This is a genomic window from Pseudomonas farsensis, from assembly GCF_014268805.2.
Lineage (GTDB): Bacteria > Pseudomonadota > Gammaproteobacteria > Pseudomonadales > Pseudomonadaceae > Aquipseudomonas > Aquipseudomonas farsensis.
In genome coordinates this window covers 450,081-469,156 of the sequence record NZ_JABWRF020000001.1, presented here as the reverse complement: position 1 = coordinate 469,156, position 19,076 = coordinate 450,081, and the positions used below count along the sequence as shown (strand labels likewise).

Here is a 19,076-nt window from a genome sequence, read left to right as displayed (position 1 = left end):
TATTGTCGAGATATGGCGCCAGCAGTCCTTTGCGTATACTGCACCCTATGTTTGCCCACACTGCTCTACGCCAGCGCTGCGCCAAATGGCTCATCGCAACCGGACTCTTCCTGATGCTCGGTGCCTGTGTTGAAAAACCCAGCACCCTAGAACGCGTCAAGGAGGACGGCGTATTGCGCGTAATTACCCGCAACAGCCCGGCCACCTACTTCCAGGACCGCAACGGCGAAACTGGTTTTGAGTACGAGTTAGTCAAGCGTTTCGCCGACGATCTAGGCGTTAAGCTGCAAATCGAAACGGCAGACAACCTTGACGACCTGTTCGGCCAATTGGGCAAACCCTCAGGCCCAGTGCTCGCGGCAGCGGGGCTTGTCAGCAGCGAACGGCGTGCTGCACAGGTGAAATTTTCCCACCCTTACCTTGAAGTGACGCCGCAGGTCATCTACCGAAATGGCCGCTCCCGCCCTACCGAAGCGAAAGGTTTGGTAGGCAAAAAGATCATGGTGCTCAAGGGCAGCAGCCACGCCGACCAGTTGGCTGAGTTGAAAAAGAAATTCCCGACACTTGAATACGAAGAGTCTGACGCAGTCGAGGTGGTCGACCTGCTGCGCATGGTCGATGAGGGGCAAATCGACCTGACCCTGGTCGACTCCAACGAACTGGCCATGAACCAGGTGTACTTCCCGAATGTACGTGTGGCCTTCGACCTGGGCGACGCCCGCGACCAGCGTTGGGCGGTGGCACCGGGCGAAGACAACAGCCTGCTCAACGAAATCAACGAATTTATCGACAAATCCCAGAAAAACGGCACCTTGCAGCGCCTTAAAGACCGTTACTACGGGCATGTCGATGTACTGGGTTATGTCGGTGCCTACACCTTTGCCCAGCACCTGCAGCAGCGCCTGCCCAAGTACGAGAAGCACTTCAAGAGTTACGCCAAGGTCGAGCAGATCGACTGGCGCTTGTTGGCCGCCATCGGCTATCAGGAGTCGATGTGGCAGCCCGAGGTCACCTCCAAGACCGGCGTACGCGGCCTGATGATGCTGACCCAGCGCACTGCCCAGGCCATGGGCGTGTCCAACCGTCTCGACCCGCGCCAGAGCATCATGGGCGGTGCCAAGTACTTCATGCTGGTCAAGGAACAACTGGACGACAGCATCCAGGAGCCGGACCGCACCTGGTTCGCCCTGGCGGCCTATAACGTCGGCAGCGGCCACCTGGAAGATGCCCGCACCTTGGCCAAACGCGAGAAGCTCGACCCGAACAAGTGGCTGGACGTCAAGAAAATGCTGCCGCGCCTGTCGCAGAAGCAGTGGTACAGCAAGACCAAATACGGCTATGCCCGTGGCGGCGAGCCTGTGCATTTCGTCGCCAACATCCGTCGCTACTACGACATCCTGACCTGGGTGACGCAGCCACAGCTCGAAGGCCAGGTAGCCGAAGGTAACCTGCATGTGCCGGCGGTGAACAAAGACAAACCGGCGGAACAGACCCCGGCCATGTAGCGCCGTGCCCGGCAGGGCGCCACAAGCGATATGTACTGCACCGGGCACCACCGGCACAGCCAACCTCGGCGCTCCTAATACAACGGAGCGCCACCCCATGCCTCTCACCCAGAGCCAGGCAGACGACCAGCAAGCCCTGCAGGCCCTCGCGCTGGAGATTGCCGCACACTGCCCCGACATGCGCCAGCAGGCAAGGCAGATCGCACGGCAGATTCTCGACCAGCACAGCCTGGGCACGCAGGACCCGGATCATGTCTACCTGAACAGCTTCGACAACGCCTCCACCAGCCCGCGCACCTTCAGCGGCTGGCAGCACCATGAAAAGCCGTTCCAATCGCTTACCCTGCCCCAGCTGGTGATGCACCGCTTTGACGCCCAAAGCGCCGACAACGCCGACTTGCTCAGTTACCGTACCGGGTTCTACAGCGACGGCCTGGACAAGGACCTGTACGACGAGCACAACGAGGTAGCGCTGGATCCGCGCCAGGTACTCGAGTACTTCTGGCAGATCGACTTCAGCCAGCAGTTCAAGGCGAACATGGAGCAATTCTGGCTCAAGCATCACGATGACTTTCGCACCTTGGCCAAGGCGATGTTCCTGAGCAAGGCTTTGGAAGCGTGCAAAGACCACCCTGGTAGCGCACTGGCCAGCAGCGCGGCAGTGGCTGCCCAAGCGCTGGTCGGCGGCCACTATTGGCCACCCACCCTTGCACAACTGCGTGAGCTGGTACCACCTGGCCCCGGCGTGCGCCTATGCACCTTTGACATAGGCGGGCACGTGGCCACTGACATTTTGCGCATCGAGCTGCAAAGCGGCGCGCTGATGCTCTATATGCCCGGTGAAACTGACGGATTGCAGCTGTTCGAAAACAAGGCGGCGCTGTATCTGTGGGTGCTCAACCACAACAATCATGCCGACAATCGCGCCCGCTTCGCCAGCCACTTCGCCCTGCCAGAGCGCGGCGAGCGCGACAGCGCCATCGGCCTGAACCACCTGATCGACCTGCTGTACGAAGGGTGGGGCAGAGGCGATTACTCAGCCATCAACCAGCATGACCACACCATCGGCGAAGACGCCTTCAGCTGGCTGCGCGACAAGGCCCGCCAGCGCATGCAGGACGATGCCCAGTGGGTACTGCATTCCAATGAAGACCTGCGCAAACAACTGTGGATCGGCTACCTGAAAGCGTTCGGCACGGTGTTCGGGCCAATGGCAGCGGTGGACTGGCACGTGGCACTGGCAGTGGTTGGCGCAGGTATGGCAGAGATGGGCCTGAACGTCGACCAGGCGCTCAACGGCCGCACCACCGCTGAACGCCAACAAGGCGTAAGCGGTGCGATCATCGCCGGCATCAACGTGCTGTTCAATGCAGGCTTGCTGCACGGAGCCGTCGTAGGCGAGGCGGGTGAAATCGGTACGCACGAAAGCGCGCCAGAACATGTCGAGAACCCCGAACCCGAACACTCAGGCGCTCAAGCAAGTACCGCGCAGATCGATGAATGGGTGCCGCAACCGCTGCGCCCGCTAAACCCGCTCGATCCGCTGGATGGATTTGAAAGCAACGTGATCCTGACTGGCGAACCCGGCAGCGGCACGCTGGCCGGCATCTACTCCCAGCAGCAAAAATTTTATGTGGAGATCGATGGACAGGCGTACCAGGTGCGCCATGTGGTCGAACTGAAAACCTGGGTGATCGTCGACCCCGAAAATGAGTTTTCGTGGGCGACCGCCCAAACCATTCGCCTGGACAGCCAAGGCCAGTGGCAACTGGTCGAGCGCATGGGGCTGGACGGCGGTTGGCCGTTGAAGACTCTGAAAATCTTCGGTCGAAAACCCTCAGGCCCACAACTGCCAACCCTTGCGCCAAACGTCTACGAGATTGCGCAACCTTCCCGCGCTTTGCTGCACTCGGTATCGGACGATGCGCTCTCCGGCCAGCTCGCCAGTTTAGACGAAGACGATGCCGTAAGCGCCGAGCAGGAGTTTCGCAACCGCCGCGACCAATTGGCCGCCGACGCGGCCAGCGGCCTGGCCTCGGCGCAGTTGCCAGCAAGGCCGAACGTTCCTGAACTGAGCCCCAACACCAGCCCCAAACAGTTGCTGCGCGCCATCTACGCCAATAGCGACGGCCTGGTCATTGGCGAAGCTCACAGCGCCATCGGCAGCAAGCGCTTGTTGATCGACAACATGCGTGAGCTGCGCAAACTGAACGTGAAGACGCTGTACATGGAGCACTACCAAACCGACTTCCAGCAGCCCGACCTGGACACTTTCAACCGCACAGGCAAGCTAAGTGAGGCGCTGGACGCCTATATCAGCAGCCAGGACCGCGGGCATTTCACCGACCCTACAGGGCGTTACAACTTCCGCCAGGTGCTGATCAAGGCGCAGCAGCAAGGCCTGCGTATCCAGTCCATAGACTGCATGGCCAGTTACCGGCAAGCCTGGTTGGACGTCCCGCCGCCGCTGGCGCGGACCCGGATGATGAACTTCTACGCCGGGCTGATCATCGACGCCGACCAGGCGCTGCACGGGGCGGGTAAATGGGTGGCACTGGTGGGTAACACCCACGCCAACAGCTTCGAAGGGGTGCCGGGTATCAGTGAACTGCAAGGTGCCATCGGCCTGCGCGTAGAAGACGTTGCCATCGGCCAGCCTGATACCGTCGAGGTCGACCCAGGCCTGGATGTTATCGAAAGACGTATCACTCGCCATGTCAAGAGCGACCTGCGCCTGCGGGCGGCGGTCAAGCCTGCGAGTGCCACCGCGCCGGACCTGCAGAGCAACCTGAGACGGCCCGGAGACTATGCCATCGAGGAGCAGGCCGATGGCAAGCGCTACCTGGTCAACCGCAGCAGGGATGGCAGCCTGCGCCGCACGCAGATAAAACGCGACGGCCGCTACCTGTATATAGAACGCCCAGACTGGCCTGACCTGCATGGCCGCCGGTTCGCTGAGCTTTCCGAGCTGTACACGCTACTGGCGCTGCGGGGGATGAGCCATATCGTGCGGTAAGGAGCAGGAGGTGGCGCTGGCGCGGTCTGTGTACAGATTCCAGCTTTTTTACAAGGCCTGCGCCGCCCTCATCGCACGCGGTCGCCGGCTCTCATAGAACAAACGCTAACTAACTGATTTACATCGAAACGTGGGAGCGGGCTTGCCCCGCGATAGCGATAGCACTGCCAACATCGCATCGCGGGGCAAGCCTGCTCCCACGTTGCCCAGTTCTCTGCGCGGCAGCGCAGCCCGGCAAGGCTGGGTGATCTCCCACACGAATCTTGGCCAGACCTCCATACTGCGGCTGTGCGCCGACTCTGTAGGAGCGGCCTTGTGTCGCGAAAGGGCTGTGAAGCAGCCCCAGGATCTTAGCACCCACCAGAATCGCTGGGGCTGCTCCGCAGCCCTTTCGCGACACAAGGCCGCTCCTACACTGACCGTGTAGACGGCATCGATTGGGGATGGGCGAGCTCTGTGGGAGCTGGCGCCAGCCTGCGATGAGGCCCGAGCAGGCAGTGCAATCGCTTGGGCTAAGCGCCTTTGGCCCGGCGCGCCTTGAAGAACTCGCTGAGAATCGCCCCGCACTCCTGCGCCAGCACCCCGCCCTCGACCACCACCCGGTGGTTCAAGAAGCCCTGGGCGAAAAACTGCCCCTGGCTCTGCACAACCCCAGCCTTGGGTTCAAGCGCACCAAACACCACCCGCGCAACCCGCGAATGCACGATCAGCCCCGCGCACATGCTGCACGGCTCAAGCGTGACATACAGCGTGCTGCCCGGCAGCCGGTAATTGCTGGCTGCCTGGGCCGCTGCGCGAATCGCCACCATTTCAGCATGGGCGCTGGGGTCGCTATCCAGGATCGGCCGATTGAAGCCCTGCCCCAGCACCTGGCCATGCTGCACCAGCACCGCCCCCACCGGGACCTCACCCCGTGCAGCGCCTTGCGCCGCAAGTTCCAGTGCCATGTGCATGAATTCCTGATCGCGGCTGCGATCGATGATCAACGGCCGCATCACACCACCGCAATCGCGGCCATCAGGCCGGTTTCCATGTGGTCAATGACATGGCAGTGGAACATCCAGGTGCCTGGGTTATCAGCCACCAGCGCCACTTGGGCACGCTCGTTCTTGCCCAGCAGGTAGGTGTCGGTGAACCACGGTTCGACGATCTTGTGGCGATTGGACGCGATCACCTTGAAGCTCATGCCATGCAGGTGGATCGGGTGCTGGTACTGGGTCATGTTCTTCAGCTCGAAGATGTAGCTGTTGCCGCGCTTGAGCGTGGCAATGGGCCGGTCGGCGCAGGTCTTGTCGGTGATGTCCCAGGCCTGGCCGTTGATCTGCCACAGGCTCGGCGGCTTGCCGTTGTCGGTATTCACCGACACCTTGCCGACCCATTCGAAATTGAAGTTCAGCTTCTCGGCGTTTTCCAGGTCCGGCTCGGCGATAGGGTTGGCCGGCAACGCCTTGGGCCAGTCGCCAGGCGCATCCTGGCTAGGTACCGAGCGCAGGGTGCCCAGGCGCACGAAACCATCACGCAGCGAAACCTCTTCACCCGCCTGTGGAATGCGGATCGCCAGGCAAATGCGCATGCCCGGCCCGAGCCAGTAATCATCGTCCAGCGGGCGCGGGGTGACCGGGTTGCCGTCCAGCGCGTAGATCATCGCCTCGCAGTTGCCCTTGAGGTTGATGCGGTAGGTCCAGGTGTTGTCCAGGTTCAGCAGGCGCACACGCACCACCTGCCCGGCGGGCAACTCGGTGACCGAATCGGCCTGGCCGTTGATGGTGATCAAGCGGCCCGCCGTGCCGTTGCGCGCAGCTTCACGCGGGATGCTGAACGGCAGCCAGGCGCCTTGCTCATCGACGTGCCAGTTTTTCAGGCTGAGGGTGCGCTCATGGTTGAAGCCGGTGGGCTCGCGCTCCTCGACGATCAGCGGGCCGACCAGGCCACGGCCCAGTTCTTCGGAGCTGCTGACGTGCGGGTGATACCAGTAACTGCCGGCGTCCGGCACCCGGAACTTGTAGTCGAAATATTCGCCCGGCTTGACCGGCAACTGGGACACATAGGGCACGCCGTCCATTTCCAGCGGCAGGCGGATGCCGTGCCAATGAATGGTGGTTTCAACCGGCAAGTGGTTGATGAACCGCACGCGCAGCCAGGTGCCCTGGCGCACTCGCAACTCGGTGCCCGGCGCCGAAGGGCCAAAAGCCCAGGCCTGGGTCTTGAAGCCCGCAACCAGCTCGACATCCAGCGGGGCGGCGATCAGCTCGTAGTCATGCCCGGCGTTGTCGTCTTCGACCTTGCCCAGCCAGTAACGCGCCGCGCCACCAGCGCCAAGGCCTACCACCACCAAGCCGGTCAGGCCTTGGAGCATTTGTCGACGGGTAAAGGACATCGCTGCGGGTACCTCGTGTTCTGCGCAAGCAAACTGCCAGCATCGGCCGACAATGAAGGGCGATTACGATACACCTGCATTTGCGAAATTTTAAGTGAAGTCTTGCCGCAGGGGCGCCGCACCACGGCATGCTTGCCCAAACCATGGCGCGCTGTTTAAGTGACGTCATTCAATGACCCGAACGAGCGAAGCGCCATGGGGCGAAACAATCACCTGCTTGGCCTTGCGCTACTCCCGGCCGCGGCACTGTTACTGGTGCCGAAGATTATCCTGATCAGTTACTTTTCAAGCCGTTGGGTCGACACCGACGCTGCCAGTATCGCCCTGTACCTGCTGCAAGACCTGCTGCTGGCAGCTTTGGTGTATGTGCTGGGCGTCAGCCTGCTACCACGCTACAAGGTCGCATTCTGGCCGCTGAGCGTGCTGGCAGGCGCGCTGCTGCTCTTGCTGCTGATCGACATGCGTGTGCGTGAGCTGTGGCTCAAGCCGCTGGACCTCACCCTGGTCGCCTACAGCCTGCAGCATGCGAGCAACCTGACGTCTGGCGCACAGGTGTTTTTCAACCAACTGGCCGGCTTCGGTTTTACCTTCCGCTTCATAGTCTTCGTACTATTTCTGGCGTATCTGGCAACCTGGGCGCTGGTGGGGCTGGCAAGCTACCGGGCCCTCAGAACCCCAGCCAAGCCGCTGGCAACCCGCAGCACGTTGGCGCTCGCGGCAGGTGCCGCCTTGCTGCTGGGCGCCCCCTTTGCCAACGATGCCCGCTATCACCTCAACCAGAACATCGTCACCAGCCCGCTGATCAATGCACTGCGCAGCGCCGGCCTGAACAACACTGCCCGGCAGCCCAACCTGCTGCCCTTCGAACAACCCGCCTACCCGATATCCGCGATCAACGCCCTGCCCCGCCCAGAACCTACGCCGCCTTTCACCAACCTGGTGTTCATCGTGATGGAGTCGGTGCGCTGGAACAGCACCTTTGCCGAGGGTGCGGACACTGATGCGCGCTACCCCACACTCGCCCGGCTGGCCCGCGAAGGCATGCTGAGCAAGGCCTATGTGACCGTGCCACATTCTTCCAAAGGGTACTTTTCGATTTTCACCGGGCTGCATGCGTTTCCCGGCGTTGAAATCAAGGAAGCCATGCCGCTGTATCAACCCGGCGTGATCCATGAACTCAAACAACAGCGAAACATGGAGGCCGTGGCCTTCAGCTCGTTGTTTCTGCAATTTGAAAACATGGACGGTTTTCTGAGTTCGATCGGGGTTTCCAAGGCGTATTCGGTTGCCGACATGTCGCCTGCCCTTGCGCAAGGCAACAGCAGTTTCGGCGCAAGCGACGAACAGCTTTTTCTACCCAGCATTCCTGACCTGAAGGCCCTACAGCAGAGCGGCAAAGGGTTTATTGCCTTGTACTTCCCAAGCGCCGCACACTACCCGTACGACTGCCCAGGCAAGCGCGTGCCGCGTAACCAGTTGGACAAGTACGAGGCCTGTATCGAAACCACCGACGCCTTGATCGGGCAAATGCTGGAAGGGTTCGACAAAAATGGCCTGCTGGACGCGACCCTGTTCGTATTGGTGGGCGACCATGGCGAGTCGTTCGGCGAACATGGGTTGTTCATCCACAACTCCTCGATGTACGAGGAGGAAGTCACGGTGCCGCTAATATTCTGGGCCAAGGGGCAGCCATTACCCAAACCGGCCTCGACCACCAGCCAGCAAACCGATATCGCCCCCACCGTCGCGGACTTCTTCGGCGTCCACAATGCCTCGTTCCAGGTGCAGGGCATCAGCTTGCTCAGGCCCCACGGCAAGCGCGCTTTCTATATGTCGACGTTTTTCGATCAACTGTCGTCGGCGCTGGTGGAGCACCCGTACAAGTACATTTACGATTTCAGCCCGGACACCTTGGTCAAATACAACCTCGACCAGGACCCGCAGGAAACCAACCCGCAACAGGTAACGGGGGACGAATTCACCGCGACCAGGAACCGGCTGTTGTCCTATGACGCCTACCAAAAGGCGTTCTTCGAGCAGGACCGACAGCAACCGCAATAACGACCGCTGCCCGGGCAACCGAGCCCGTCAGGGCTTGAGGGAGTTGAGGATCGAGCGGTAGCTGGCCGCGAGAATTTCATCTGCCAGTGGTGAGTCGTCCGGGCATGCCCGCGACATCACGATGGCGCCCATCGCCTGGGCCATGATCGACAGCGACTTGGCCCGCACCTGCCCTGCCTGCTCGGCAGTCAGGTCCTTGGCCCCGTGCAACACCTTCAGTTGCGCCTCTATGCCGGCCGCAAACATCGCACGCACTTCATCTTCCTTGCGCGCCGCATCCGCACACAACGCCGCCAAGGTGCAGCCGCTTGCGCGATTATCGCGATGCTCGCGCGAGAGGTAGACCTGCAAAAACGCTTCAATCGACGCACCAGCGGTCAGCGCGGCCGACTGCGCCATGCCGCATGCCGATGACTCGGCCATCAGATCGGCTTTTGAGCGGAAATGCTTGTAGAACCCACCTTGGGTGAAGCCTGCGGCCGCCATCAGGTCGGCGATGCCCACACCGTCGTAGCCACGCTCGCGAAACAGCGTGGAGGCGGTTTCAACGATATGCGCGCGGTTGGCCTGGGCCTGCTGCTTGGTGACTTTCATGGTTTGCCCACCCGTTGTGAATCTGCGCCGAAGTATACATTGATGTCACACAACATCAAAACGTTGACTTTTTTAGAGTTCGGTCACAATCATTAGCGCCATTCCAACACCCCACGCTGTCAATCCACGGAGATTCACCATGACTACGCTGCCAACCGTCCTGATCACCGGCGCCTCCAGCGGCATCGGCGCCACCTACGCCAAACGCTTTGCCGCCCGCGGTCACGACCTGGTGCTGGTTGCCCGCGACCAGCAGCGCCTGGACGCCCTGGCAGCGCAACTGCGAGAGCAGCACGGCATCACGGTGGACGTGCTGCAAGCCGACCTCACCAACGCCAACGACCTCAGCGCCGTCGAAGCCCGCCTGCGCGACGACGCGCACATTGGCGTGCTGATCAACAACGCAGGGCTGGCGCAATCCGGCGCCTTCGTCGAGCAAAGCGCCGAAGCCATCGACCGGCTTGTCGCGCTCAACGTGGTCGCCCTGACGCGCCTCGCCGCTGCCGCCGCGCCGCGCTTTGCCCAGGCAGGCGCCGGCTCGATCGTCAACATAGGGTCGGTGGTGGGCTTTGCCCCGGAGTTCGGCATGTCGATCTACGGTGCCTCGAAAGCCTTCGTATTGTTCCTGTCCCAAGGCCTGCAAGTGGAGCTGGCGGCAAAAGGCGTCTATGTCCAGGCCGTGCTGCCAGCAGCCACCCGCACCGAAATCTGGGAGCGTGCAGGCATCGACGTCAACAGCTTGAGCGAAGTGATGGACGTCAACGAGCTGGTCGACGCCGCACTGATCGGCTACGACCGCCGCGAGCCCGTGACCATTCCGCCCCTGCATGCCGAACCACGCTGGGCGGCTTTGGAGCAGGCCCGCCAAGGCGTGCTGTCCGACATCCGCCAGGCCCACGCCGCCGAGCGCTACCAGCCGCAGGCCTGAGGCTGCTCTTACCCGCCGCAACCGGAACCTGCTCGCAATGAAAGCATTCACCTTCAAACGCTACGGCAAAGCGCCAGGTCTGGGGTTCGAGCAACTGCCCCGCCCCGCGCTTGAGCCTGACCAACTGCTGGTGCAGGTTTACGCCGCAGGCATAAACCCCATCGACAACATGATTCCGACCGGCATGTTCAAACTGGTCCTGAAATACCGCCTGCCGGCGATCCTGGGTAGTGACGTGGCGGGGGTGGTAACCGAGGTAGGCAGTGCAGTAACGCGCTTCAAGGTGGGGGATGCGATCTACGCCAGCCTGTTCGATCGCGGCACCGGCACCCTCGCCGAGTTTGTCGCGGTGCCCGAGGCCTGCGCCGCACTCAAGCCAGCCAACTTGAACTTCGTGCAGGCCGCATCGCTGCCGATGGTCAGCTTGACCAGCTGGCAGGCGTTGCATGAACGCGCACAGCTAAAACCCGGCCAGGCTGTATTCATCCCGGCCGGCTCAGGCGGCATTGGCACCTTCGCGATCCAACTGGCAAAACACTTGGGCGCTACCGTTGGCACCACCACCAGCAGCAAGAACACCGAACTGGTGCGCAGCCTGGGTGCGGACGACGTGATCGACTACAAGAACCAGGCATTTGAACGCCTGCTCAGCGGCTACGACCTGGTACTGGGCACCACCCGTGGCGATGAACTGGAAAAAGCGGTGGGCATTGTCAAAGCAGGCGGGAAGATCGTGTCCCTGGTCGGCCCACTGGACCGGGCGTTTGCCAAGGCTCGTAACATGAACATGTTGCTGGTGCTGCTGTTTGGTTGGATGAGCCGCAAGATCAGGGGCCTGGCGAAGCGCAACAAGGTGGACTATTCGTTCTTGTTCGTTCGGCCTGATGGGGCGCAGCTTGGGGAGATAGGCAAGTTGGTTGAAGCGGAGCGGATCAAGCCGGTGATTGATCAGGTGTTTGCCTTCGATCAGGCGCAGCAGGCGCTTGATTACCTGGCCCAGGGGCGGGCTCGGGGGAAGGTTGTGGTGAAAGTTCGCTCAATGGATGGCTGAAGCTGGTCGGGCAAGAGCGTTCTCAATCACTGCGGAACATGCGTCGCATGCGCCATAACGCCACAAGCCCGCAAGACAATTAGCGGGCAAGCGCGATCACCGTAGCGGATGGCCCGCTGATCAGGGCTATGAGATATAAAACAAGCAGTAGTCCAACAGTGCCTTTTCGACACTTTGCTTATCTCTCAATACCAGTGCAACTACGATGGCCTGATCGTCCTCCACAATCTCGTAGAAAACGCGGTATCCGTTCGAATTGAGTTCTCGGTATTGAGAAATGCCCAGTTCCCCTGCTTGCGAGCTAACTGGGTACCTTGACGGAGCACCAAGGAGCTCGCCCTCAATGACGCGGATCTCGTCAGTAATTCGCTCGAACGCGGAAGAGAATCCCCTATAGGGTGCCAGATATTCGATCTGGTCTTCGATGCTTTGTTGCGCAACTTCTGTGTAGCGGATGTTCAATGTGGTCGTTTGAGTTCCTATCTCATTTGTGGGCGAACCTCCTGCTCAGGCGGGCTTTCAGGTCATCAGCCGAACAGTGTTTTCCTCGGGCATACTCGCGGGAACTCAGAGCAAGCATTTTCACCAAGGCGATTGCTTCATCGCAACGTTTACGCTCTGCGTAAGACTCAACAACATAGGCAGGAATACCGTTTTGCGTAACGACCATTGGCTCATCAAGAGGCAGGTCGGATGCGTATTTTTTCAAAAAGCTAACTGTTTCAACTCTCATGAGCGAAACCTCCATCATGGTGACGTGGCCATCTTGAGGGCTACGCCATATAGGGACCGATTCTGGGCGACGCTATACCCAGAATATCCATCGTGTTTCTCATAAACACTCATTATATCTGACGGTTTTATCGATACGTCACGGGCAAAAATACAGCAAATTAAGCCCAAATCAAGACCGAATAAAAAATAGATTATTGACTTTTTGTCAATTTTTATTTGAGATAAATTTTTTCGCGCGCGCTAGCCACTTCGTTACCACGAAGGCCCTCCCACAAAAAAGCCCGCAATTATGCGGGCTCTATGGATCCATCACTTATGGATTCGGGGCAATACTGAGATCATTCCCACTCAATCGTAGCCGGCGGCTTGCTCGACACGTCGTAAGTAACGCGCGAAATACCTTCGATCTCGTTGATGATACGGCCGCTGACGGTTTCCAGCAGTTCGTACGGCAGGTGCGCCCAGCGTGCGGTCATGAAGTCCACAGTCTCTACGGCGCGCAGCGCCACGACCCAGGCGTAGCGACGGCCGTCGCCGACCACACCCACCGACTTGACCGGCTGGAATACAACGAAAGCCTGGCTGGTCTTGTGGTACCAGTCAGCCTTGCGCAGCTCTTCGATGAAGATATGGTCGGCGCGACGCAGAATGTCGGCGTATTCCTTCTTCACTTCACCCAGAATGCGCACGCCCAGGCCTGGGCCCGGGAACGGGTGGCGGTAGACCATGTCGTACGGCAGGCCCAGCTCCAGGCCGATGCGGCGCACTTCGTCCTTGAACAGCTCACGCAGCGGTTCGACCAGCTTGAGGTTCATTTCCTCTGGCAGGCCACCGACGTTGTGGTGCGACTTGATCACGTGGGCCTTGCCGCTCTTGGCGCCAGCCGACTCGATCACGTCAGGGTAGATGGTGCCCTGGGCGAGGAACTGGATGTTATCCAGCTTGCTGGCCTCGGCATCGAAGATGTCGATGAAGGTGCGGCCGATGATCTTGCGCTTCTTCTCCGGGTCCGCTTCGCCTTCGAGGTTATCGAGGAACTGCTTCTCGGCATCGGCACGGATCACCTTGACGCCCATGTTCTCTTTGAACATGGCCATCACCTGGTCGCCTTCGTGCAGGCGCAGCAGGCCGTTATCGACGAATACGCACGTCAGCTGGTCGCCGATGGCGCGGTGCAGCAGCGCGGCAACCACCGAGCTGTCGACGCCGCCGGACAAGCCCAGCAACACGTTGGCCGAACCGACTTGTTCACGCACCTGGGCGATCGCATCTTCAACGATGTTGGACGGCGTCCACAGGGCTTCGCAGCCACAGATGTCCTGCACAAAGCGCGACAGAATGCGACCGCCTTGCTTGGTGTGGGTGACTTCCGGGTGGAACTGCACGCCGTAGTAGCCGCGCGCATCGTCGAACATGCCGGCAATCGGGCAGCTTGGGGTGCTGGCCAGTACATGGAAGTCGGCTGGCATCTGGGTGACTTTGTCGCCGTGGCTCATCCACACGTCCAGGCCCAGTACGCCGTCTGCGTCGACATGGTCTTCGATGCCGTCGAGCAGGCGGCTCTTGCCGACCACATCAACGCGGGCGTAGCCGAACTCGCGCAGCTCGGAGCCTTCGACCTTGCCGCCCATCTGCTCGGCCATGGTCTGCATGCCGTAGCAGATACCCAGAACCGGGACTTTCAGGTCGAACACCGCCTGCGGCGCGCGCGGGCTGTTGGCTTCGTGGACCGACTCGGGACCGCCGGCCAGGATGATGCCGCGTGGATTGAATTCGCGGATCGCTTCATCGGCCATGTCGAACGGGTGCAGTTCGCAGTACACGCCGATTTCGCGCACGCGGCGGGCGATCAGCTGGGTGTACTGGGAACCGAAATCGAGGATCAGGATACGGTGAGCGTGAATATCGAGGGCCATGACTCAATCTCGTCAGTGGAAATCGGAAACGACGCGGGGCTGTCATGACAGCCCCGCTTCAAAGGTTTAACTGGAAGCTCAACCTACGCGGTAGTTAGGGGCTTCTTTGGTGATCTGCACGTCATGCACGTGGGACTCGGCCATGCCGGCACCGGTGATGCGTACGAATTCAGGCTTGGTGCGCATTTCTTCGATGGTGGCACTGCCGGTGTAGCCCATCGACGAACGCAGGCCGCCCATCAACTGGTGGATGATCGCGGACAGCGCGCCTTTGTAGGGTACGCGGCCTTCGATGCCTTCCGGGACCAGCTTCTCGGCACCGGCCGAGGAGTCCTGGAAGTAACGGTCGGAGGAGCCTTGCGCCTGCGCCATGGCGCCCAGCGAGCCCATGCCGCGATAGGCCTTGTACGAACGGCCCTGGAACAGCTCGACTTCACCCGGGGCCTCTTCGGTACCGGCGAACATCGAACCCATCATCACGCACGAGGCGCCAGCGACGATGGCCTTGGACAGGTCACCGGAGAAGCGGATACCGCCGTCGGCGATCAATGGCACGCCAGTGCCTTCGAGTGCAGCTGCAACATTGGCGATGGCGCTGATCTGCGGCACGCCGACACCGGCAACGATGCGGGTGGTGCAGATGGAACCTGGGCCGATACCCACCTTGACGGCGTCGGCCCCCGCGTCGGCCAGGGCCTTGGCGGCAGCGCCGGTGGCGATGTTGCCGCCGATCACCTGCACTTGCGGGTAGGTTTCCTTGACCCAGCGCACGCGGTCGATCACGCCTTTGGAGTGACCATGGGCGGTGTCTACGACCACAACGTCAACGCCTGCAGCTACCAGGGCTGCAACACGTTCGCCGGTATCTTTGCCAGTACCGACCGCAGCGCCGACACGCAGACGACCTTGGTCGTCCTTGCTGGCCAGCGGGTAGGCCTTGGCTTTTTCGATGTCCTTGACGGTCATCATGCCCTTCAGGTTGAACGCGGCATCGACGATCAGGACTTTTTCCAGACGGTGCTTGTGCAGCAGCTCGCGGACTTCGTTCTTGTCGGCGCCTTCGCGGACGGTGACCAGACGCTCTTTAGGCGTCATCACGTCGCGGACTTTTGCATCCAGGCGGGTTTCGAAACGCACGTCACGGGAGGTGACGATGCCGACCAGGTCGCCGTTCGCCAGCACCGGCACGCCGGAGATGTTGTTCAGGCGGGTCAGGTCGAACAGGTCACGCACAGTGGCGTCGGCCTCGATGGTGATCGGGTCCTTGACCACGCCAGCCTCGAACTTCTTGACCTTGCGAACTTCGCCGGCCTGCTGCTCGATGGTCATGTTCTTGTGGATGATGCCGATGCCGCCTTCCTGGGCCATTGCAATGGCCAGACGCGCTTCGGTCACGGTATCCATGGCAGCGGAGACCAGGGGAATGTTCAGCTCGATGCCACGAGTCAAACGGGTCTTGAGACTGACTTCATTGGGCAATACCTCGGAGTAACCAGGTACAAGGAGGATATCGTCGAAGGTCAGGGCTTCTTGGCTGATACGCAGCATCGCGGGGGCTCCCGGGCGGGAAAAATGGAAGCGCGCCATTATACTCATGCACGGCGCGCCGCTCAATGCAAAATAAGGGCCTTCGGTCAGCCGTGTGGCAGTTTTACCTGCACCACCGCCACCGGCTGGTCGAGCCAGTCAGCAAAACTGTCGAGAAAGGCCTGGGTAAAACCGGCCTCGCCCCAGTTGTTGAAGATGAACCCCAGGTTGGAAAAGGCACATGGCTGCAGGTAAAGAAAGCCATTGATGTCATCTTCGAAGCCGCACAGCGGGCAGGTGAAGTTGTCGCTCACCCCCGGCATCCATTCTTCGAGGCTTTCGAACAAGGGCTCGCCGACCTCGCGCCGGCACTCCGGGCAGCCGGCTTCTTCGACAAAACCTTCGGTGGGGGTATAGATGCAGCGCTTGAGCATCACCTCAAGGCCGTTGACCGGCTCGCCAAACGGCAGCAGCTCGGGGCGCAGGGCAACCTTGCGGGCGCCCTGGGCCAGCCTGTAACCCATGCGGTTGCCGGTGCGCCCGCAGGTGGTCAGCTGCTCTTCGACGACTTTTTCGCGCACCAGCCAGCGCAGGATGGCCCGGGCGCGGGCTTCATGCGACGGCACGGTAGACAGTTTGGGGACGATGATGCTTTGCGTGTTCATGAACGAAAAGAGCCTGCGAACTGCGGTAATGGCGCAATTCTACCCCCTGCTCAGCTGCTCAGGTAGCGGCCGATCAGTGCCAGGCCACTGGCCAGTACCAGCCAGGTGACCAGCCGCACGAAGGCCTCGCGCGACAGTTTCAGGCTCAGGCGCCGGCCAGCCCACAAGCCGAGGAACATCACCGGCAGCAGGCAGGCCGCCAGCATCAGCAGCGCGGTGTCGGCATACACCCCGGCAATCAGGAACAACGACAGCCGCACCAAGGTGCTGCAACTGATCAGCGCACTTTGCGTGGCGCGCACTTGCTCCTTCGCCTCAAGCCGCGCGCTGAGGTAGATGGCATACAAAAAACCGCCGCTGCCGAACAGCGCGCCGAACAAGCCACCTACCGTACCCATTGGCACCGCCCACAGGCCGGACAATTGCGCCGGCCGGGCTTTGACCGCCAGGCTGTAGATGGCATAGGCGGTAACGAACAGGCCCATCAGCAACAGCAGCAGGTCGGACTTCAAGTGCAGCAAGAAGATCACCCCAAGGGTGCAGCCCAGCGCCATGCAGGGCAGCAACCGCAGCAGTTCGCTGCGCACCACATCGCGCCGTGACGGCAGCAGGTTGCCAAACGCTGCGACAAAATCCAGCAGCACCAGCAGCGGAATGATTTGCGACAGCGGCATGAAGTGGATCAACACGGGGCCGGCGACCAGCGCGGTGCCGAACCCTGCGATACCGAAGACAATGTAGGCCGCGGCGATGGCCAGCAGGATGGGCAACCAGTCGAGGCCGGTAAAAGACAGTTGGGCAAGCATTGCGGCAGCTCCAGAAAAGACAGCTGAAGGTTAGCCAGTGACGAGCCATGCCGACTAATATGCTTTTTCGCTACAAGCCATCTCAAAAAGGCATGCCATGAGTTCGATCCGCCAATTGCGCTATTTTGTCGAAATCGCCGAAAGCGGCAGTTTCAGCGCCGCCGCCGAGCGGCTGTACGTTGCCCAATCGGCGCTAAGCCGGCAAATCAAGGAGCTGGAAACCCAACTGGGTACCGCATTATTCGAGCGCACCGCCCGGCTGCCTCGGCTGACCGTGGCGGGCGAGGCCTTCTTGCAGCGTTGCCGACGGCTGCTGGCAGACCTCGACCAGGCCGAGCACCTGGCCCGCGAAATTGGCCAAGGCCTGCGCGGCAACCTGCGCCTGAGCCATTCCAGCACAGTGCCGCTGACTGGCCAGTTGCTGCAACGGCTCAGCGGGTACCTGGGTGCCAACCCAGACGTAACCCTGGAAATCGCCCAGCAGTCATCAGAGGCGCAACTCGAAGACATCGCCGAAGGGCGCCTGGATATCGGCCTGCTGCGCCTGCCGGTGCTGCGCCAGCACGAGGGGGTGGTGCTGCATGCATTGTTCGATGAGCCGCTGCTGCTGGCAGTGGCAGCGCAGCACCCGCTGGCCGCCGAGGCTTCGGTGCAACTTGAGCAGTTGCGCGAAGAACGCTTCATTTCTGTGCCGCACCGCCAGCGCGGCGGTTTGAGCTATCTGTCGGCATCGCTCTGCATGCAGGCTGGTTTTTTTCCGCGGGCGGCGCAGGTGGTGTCGCGCAAGACCACGCAATTGCAACTCATCCAGGCCGGTCTCGGGGTGGCGTTGCTGCCTGCCAGCATGCAGGACATCGCCCCGCCGACGGTGCGTTTCATCGCGCTGGCCGAGGCCTGCCAGAGCAGCGTGGCACTGGCCTGCCATCGCGATGCGGCCCCTTTGACGCGACAGTTTGCCGAGGCGATGGGGCCTGCGCCAGCCGCGCGGGCGGACGCTCAAACGGGGTAACGCTCCACCAGTGCGTAAAGGATCGCTGCGGTTTCACTGTCGAGCCTGCCGCTGTAATCGGCCGGCCGGAAGTGTAACTGGAACGCCCGCAAAACCCCACGAACAAAGGCATCGTCGGGCTGCTCGGGCACGCTGTAACCGTACTGGCGAAGCCTATCGAGCACCTGTGCCAGCTCAGGCATTTGCTGCGCAAAAATCGCCTGATAGTGCACTTTGCGCGCTTCTTCATACCAAGCGCCGATACCCGCCTGATGCAGGGCCTGCCAAGGGAACGCGGCACCGGGGTCGCTCTTGCGCCCGATGGACACATCGCTGTGAGCCAACACCGCAGTGGGTGAGATGGCCGGGTAGCGCTGCAAAATCTCCTGGCACAACTGCGTCAGCGCGGCGATCTGTTGCGCAGGATAGGCCGGGAAAACAAACTGGCCATTACGAACCGCAGCCTGATTGACCAATTCGATGCCGATCGCGGTGTCGTTCAGGCCACTGTGCCCGGCCCAGGCGCTGACCCCGGCATGCCAGGCGCGCTGGGGCTCATCAACCAGCTGGAACAGGCGTACCTCGTCAAAGCCCGCCTTGCGGTAGCTGGCATCCAAAGGGTCAGGCACCAGGTAGTGAGCGCTAACGGCATCGCCTTTGGCCAAGGCATTGATCGAGCCGTTGAAATTGACAGCCGTGTAATGAAGCAACAGAAAGCGCACCTCGCCCTTACGCTGATTAAAAGCCTTGGAGCGGTAGGTGGTGGAGTCGATGGTATACATGGTCAACCTCGCTGTAGAAGTTTGACCAGCGTGCTCACAGGCGCTTGGGCAAATAAGCGGCGAAGTCCGGTCAAGATCGCCGGCAAGTCTTGCGAGGCCATGGGAAAATCGGCCTGCGGCCGTCA

The 19,076-nt window shown here is 61.1% G+C and carries 16 protein-coding genes; 6 read left to right on the top strand and 10 right to left on the bottom strand.

The window, feature by feature from the left end:
• The first annotated feature begins 47 nt into the window (after positions 1–47).
• Complete coding sequence (gene mltF, locus HU719_RS02130; RefSeq protein ID WP_186536196.1) at positions 48–1,505, top strand: membrane-bound lytic murein transglycosylase MltF; 1,458 nt, start codon at positions 48–50, stop codon at positions 1,503–1,505.
• A gap of 97 nt (positions 1,506–1,602) precedes the next feature.
• Positions 1,603–4,521 carry a membrane-targeted effector domain-containing toxin gene (locus HU719_RS02125; protein ID WP_186536198.1) on the top strand — a complete coding sequence of 973 codons (2,919 nt, stop codon included), beginning with the start codon at positions 1,603–1,605 and terminating at the stop codon, positions 4,519–4,521.
• A 512-nt stretch (positions 4,522–5,033) separates the two neighbouring features.
• On the opposite strand, the gene tadA is transcribed toward HU719_RS02125, so the two are convergent.
• A complete protein-coding gene (gene tadA, locus HU719_RS02120) occupies positions 5,034–5,516 on the bottom strand; it encodes a tRNA adenosine(34) deaminase TadA (protein ID WP_186536200.1) in 483 nt (160 codons plus the stop codon).
• Positions 5,516–6,898 carry a multicopper oxidase family protein gene (locus HU719_RS02115; protein WP_186522752.1) on the bottom strand — a complete coding sequence of 461 codons (1,383 nt, stop codon included), beginning with the start codon at positions 6,896–6,898 and terminating at the stop codon, positions 5,516–5,518. Before HU719_RS02115 ends, tadA begins: the two co-directional genes overlap by 1 nt.
• Before the next feature lie 195 nt (positions 6,899–7,093).
• Here HU719_RS02115 and HU719_RS02110 point away from each other — a divergent pair, with 195 nt between their 5' ends.
• Positions 7,094–8,959 (top strand): LTA synthase family protein, encoded by a 1,866-nt coding sequence (locus HU719_RS02110; protein WP_186536202.1) that lies wholly within the window; start codon positions 7,094–7,096, stop codon positions 8,957–8,959.
• Positions 8,960–8,986: 27 nt separating this feature from the next.
• On the opposite strand, the gene HU719_RS02105 is transcribed toward HU719_RS02110, so the two are convergent.
• Positions 8,987–9,553, bottom strand: a complete 567-nt coding sequence (locus HU719_RS02105) for a TetR family transcriptional regulator (RefSeq protein ID WP_186522756.1) — start codon at positions 9,551–9,553, stop codon at positions 8,987–8,989.
• Positions 9,554–9,692: 139 nt separating this feature from the next.
• On the opposite strand from HU719_RS02105, the gene HU719_RS02100 reads away from it, so the two are divergent.
• Together HU719_RS02100 and HU719_RS02095 are read left to right on the top strand one after the other, a co-directional pair.
• Complete coding sequence (locus tag HU719_RS02100) at positions 9,693–10,481, top strand: SDR family NAD(P)-dependent oxidoreductase (RefSeq protein ID WP_186536203.1); 789 nt, start codon at positions 9,693–9,695, stop codon at positions 10,479–10,481.
• Positions 10,482–10,518: 37 nt separating this feature from the next.
• Positions 10,519–11,532 (top strand): NADP-dependent oxidoreductase, encoded by a 1,014-nt coding sequence (locus tag HU719_RS02095; protein ID WP_186536204.1) that lies wholly within the window; start codon positions 10,519–10,521, stop codon positions 11,530–11,532.
• A gap of 126 nt (positions 11,533–11,658) precedes the next feature.
• On the opposite strand, the gene HU719_RS02090 is transcribed toward HU719_RS02095, so the two are convergent.
• The 6 genes from HU719_RS02090 to HU719_RS02065 form a co-directional block, all read right to left on the bottom strand.
• Positions 11,659–11,994 carry a type II toxin-antitoxin system RelE/ParE family toxin gene (locus tag HU719_RS02090; RefSeq protein WP_186522763.1) on the bottom strand — a complete coding sequence of 112 codons (336 nt, stop codon included), beginning with the start codon at positions 11,992–11,994 and terminating at the stop codon, positions 11,659–11,661.
• A gap of 22 nt (positions 11,995–12,016) precedes the next feature.
• On the bottom strand, positions 12,017–12,265 hold the full coding sequence (locus HU719_RS02085; protein ID WP_186536205.1) for a prevent-host-death protein: 249 nt from the start codon (positions 12,263–12,265) through the stop codon (positions 12,017–12,019).
• A 340-nt stretch (positions 12,266–12,605) separates the two neighbouring features.
• A complete protein-coding gene (guaA, locus tag HU719_RS02080; protein WP_186522776.1) occupies positions 12,606–14,183 on the bottom strand; it encodes a glutamine-hydrolyzing GMP synthase in 1,578 nt (525 codons plus the stop codon).
• 78 nt (positions 14,184–14,261) lie between these two features.
• Positions 14,262–15,731 (bottom strand): IMP dehydrogenase, encoded by a 1,470-nt coding sequence (gene guaB / locus HU719_RS02075; protein WP_186536206.1) that lies wholly within the window; start codon positions 15,729–15,731, stop codon positions 14,262–14,264.
• 86 nt (positions 15,732–15,817) lie between these two features.
• Complete coding sequence (locus HU719_RS02070; protein ID WP_186522551.1) at positions 15,818–16,375, bottom strand: sugar ABC transporter ATPase; 558 nt, start codon at positions 16,373–16,375, stop codon at positions 15,818–15,820.
• Between the two features lie 50 nt (positions 16,376–16,425).
• On the bottom strand, positions 16,426–17,181 hold the full coding sequence (locus HU719_RS02065) for a sulfite exporter TauE/SafE family protein (protein ID WP_186536207.1): 756 nt from the start codon (positions 17,179–17,181) through the stop codon (positions 16,426–16,428).
• A 97-nt stretch (positions 17,182–17,278) separates the two neighbouring features.
• Between HU719_RS02065 and HU719_RS02060 the strand changes: the two genes are divergently transcribed.
• Complete coding sequence (locus HU719_RS02060) at positions 17,279–18,190, top strand: LysR substrate-binding domain-containing protein (RefSeq protein ID WP_186536208.1); 912 nt, start codon at positions 17,279–17,281, stop codon at positions 18,188–18,190.
• Here the strand turns inward: HU719_RS02060 and HU719_RS02055 are convergent.
• Entirely contained in the window at positions 18,178–18,951 is a 774-nt protein-coding gene (locus tag HU719_RS02055) for an N-acetylmuramoyl-L-alanine amidase (RefSeq protein ID WP_186536235.1), read from the bottom strand. The two genes, HU719_RS02060 and HU719_RS02055, sit on opposite strands and share 13 nt — an antisense overlap.
• Positions 18,952–19,076: the final 125 nt, after the last annotated feature.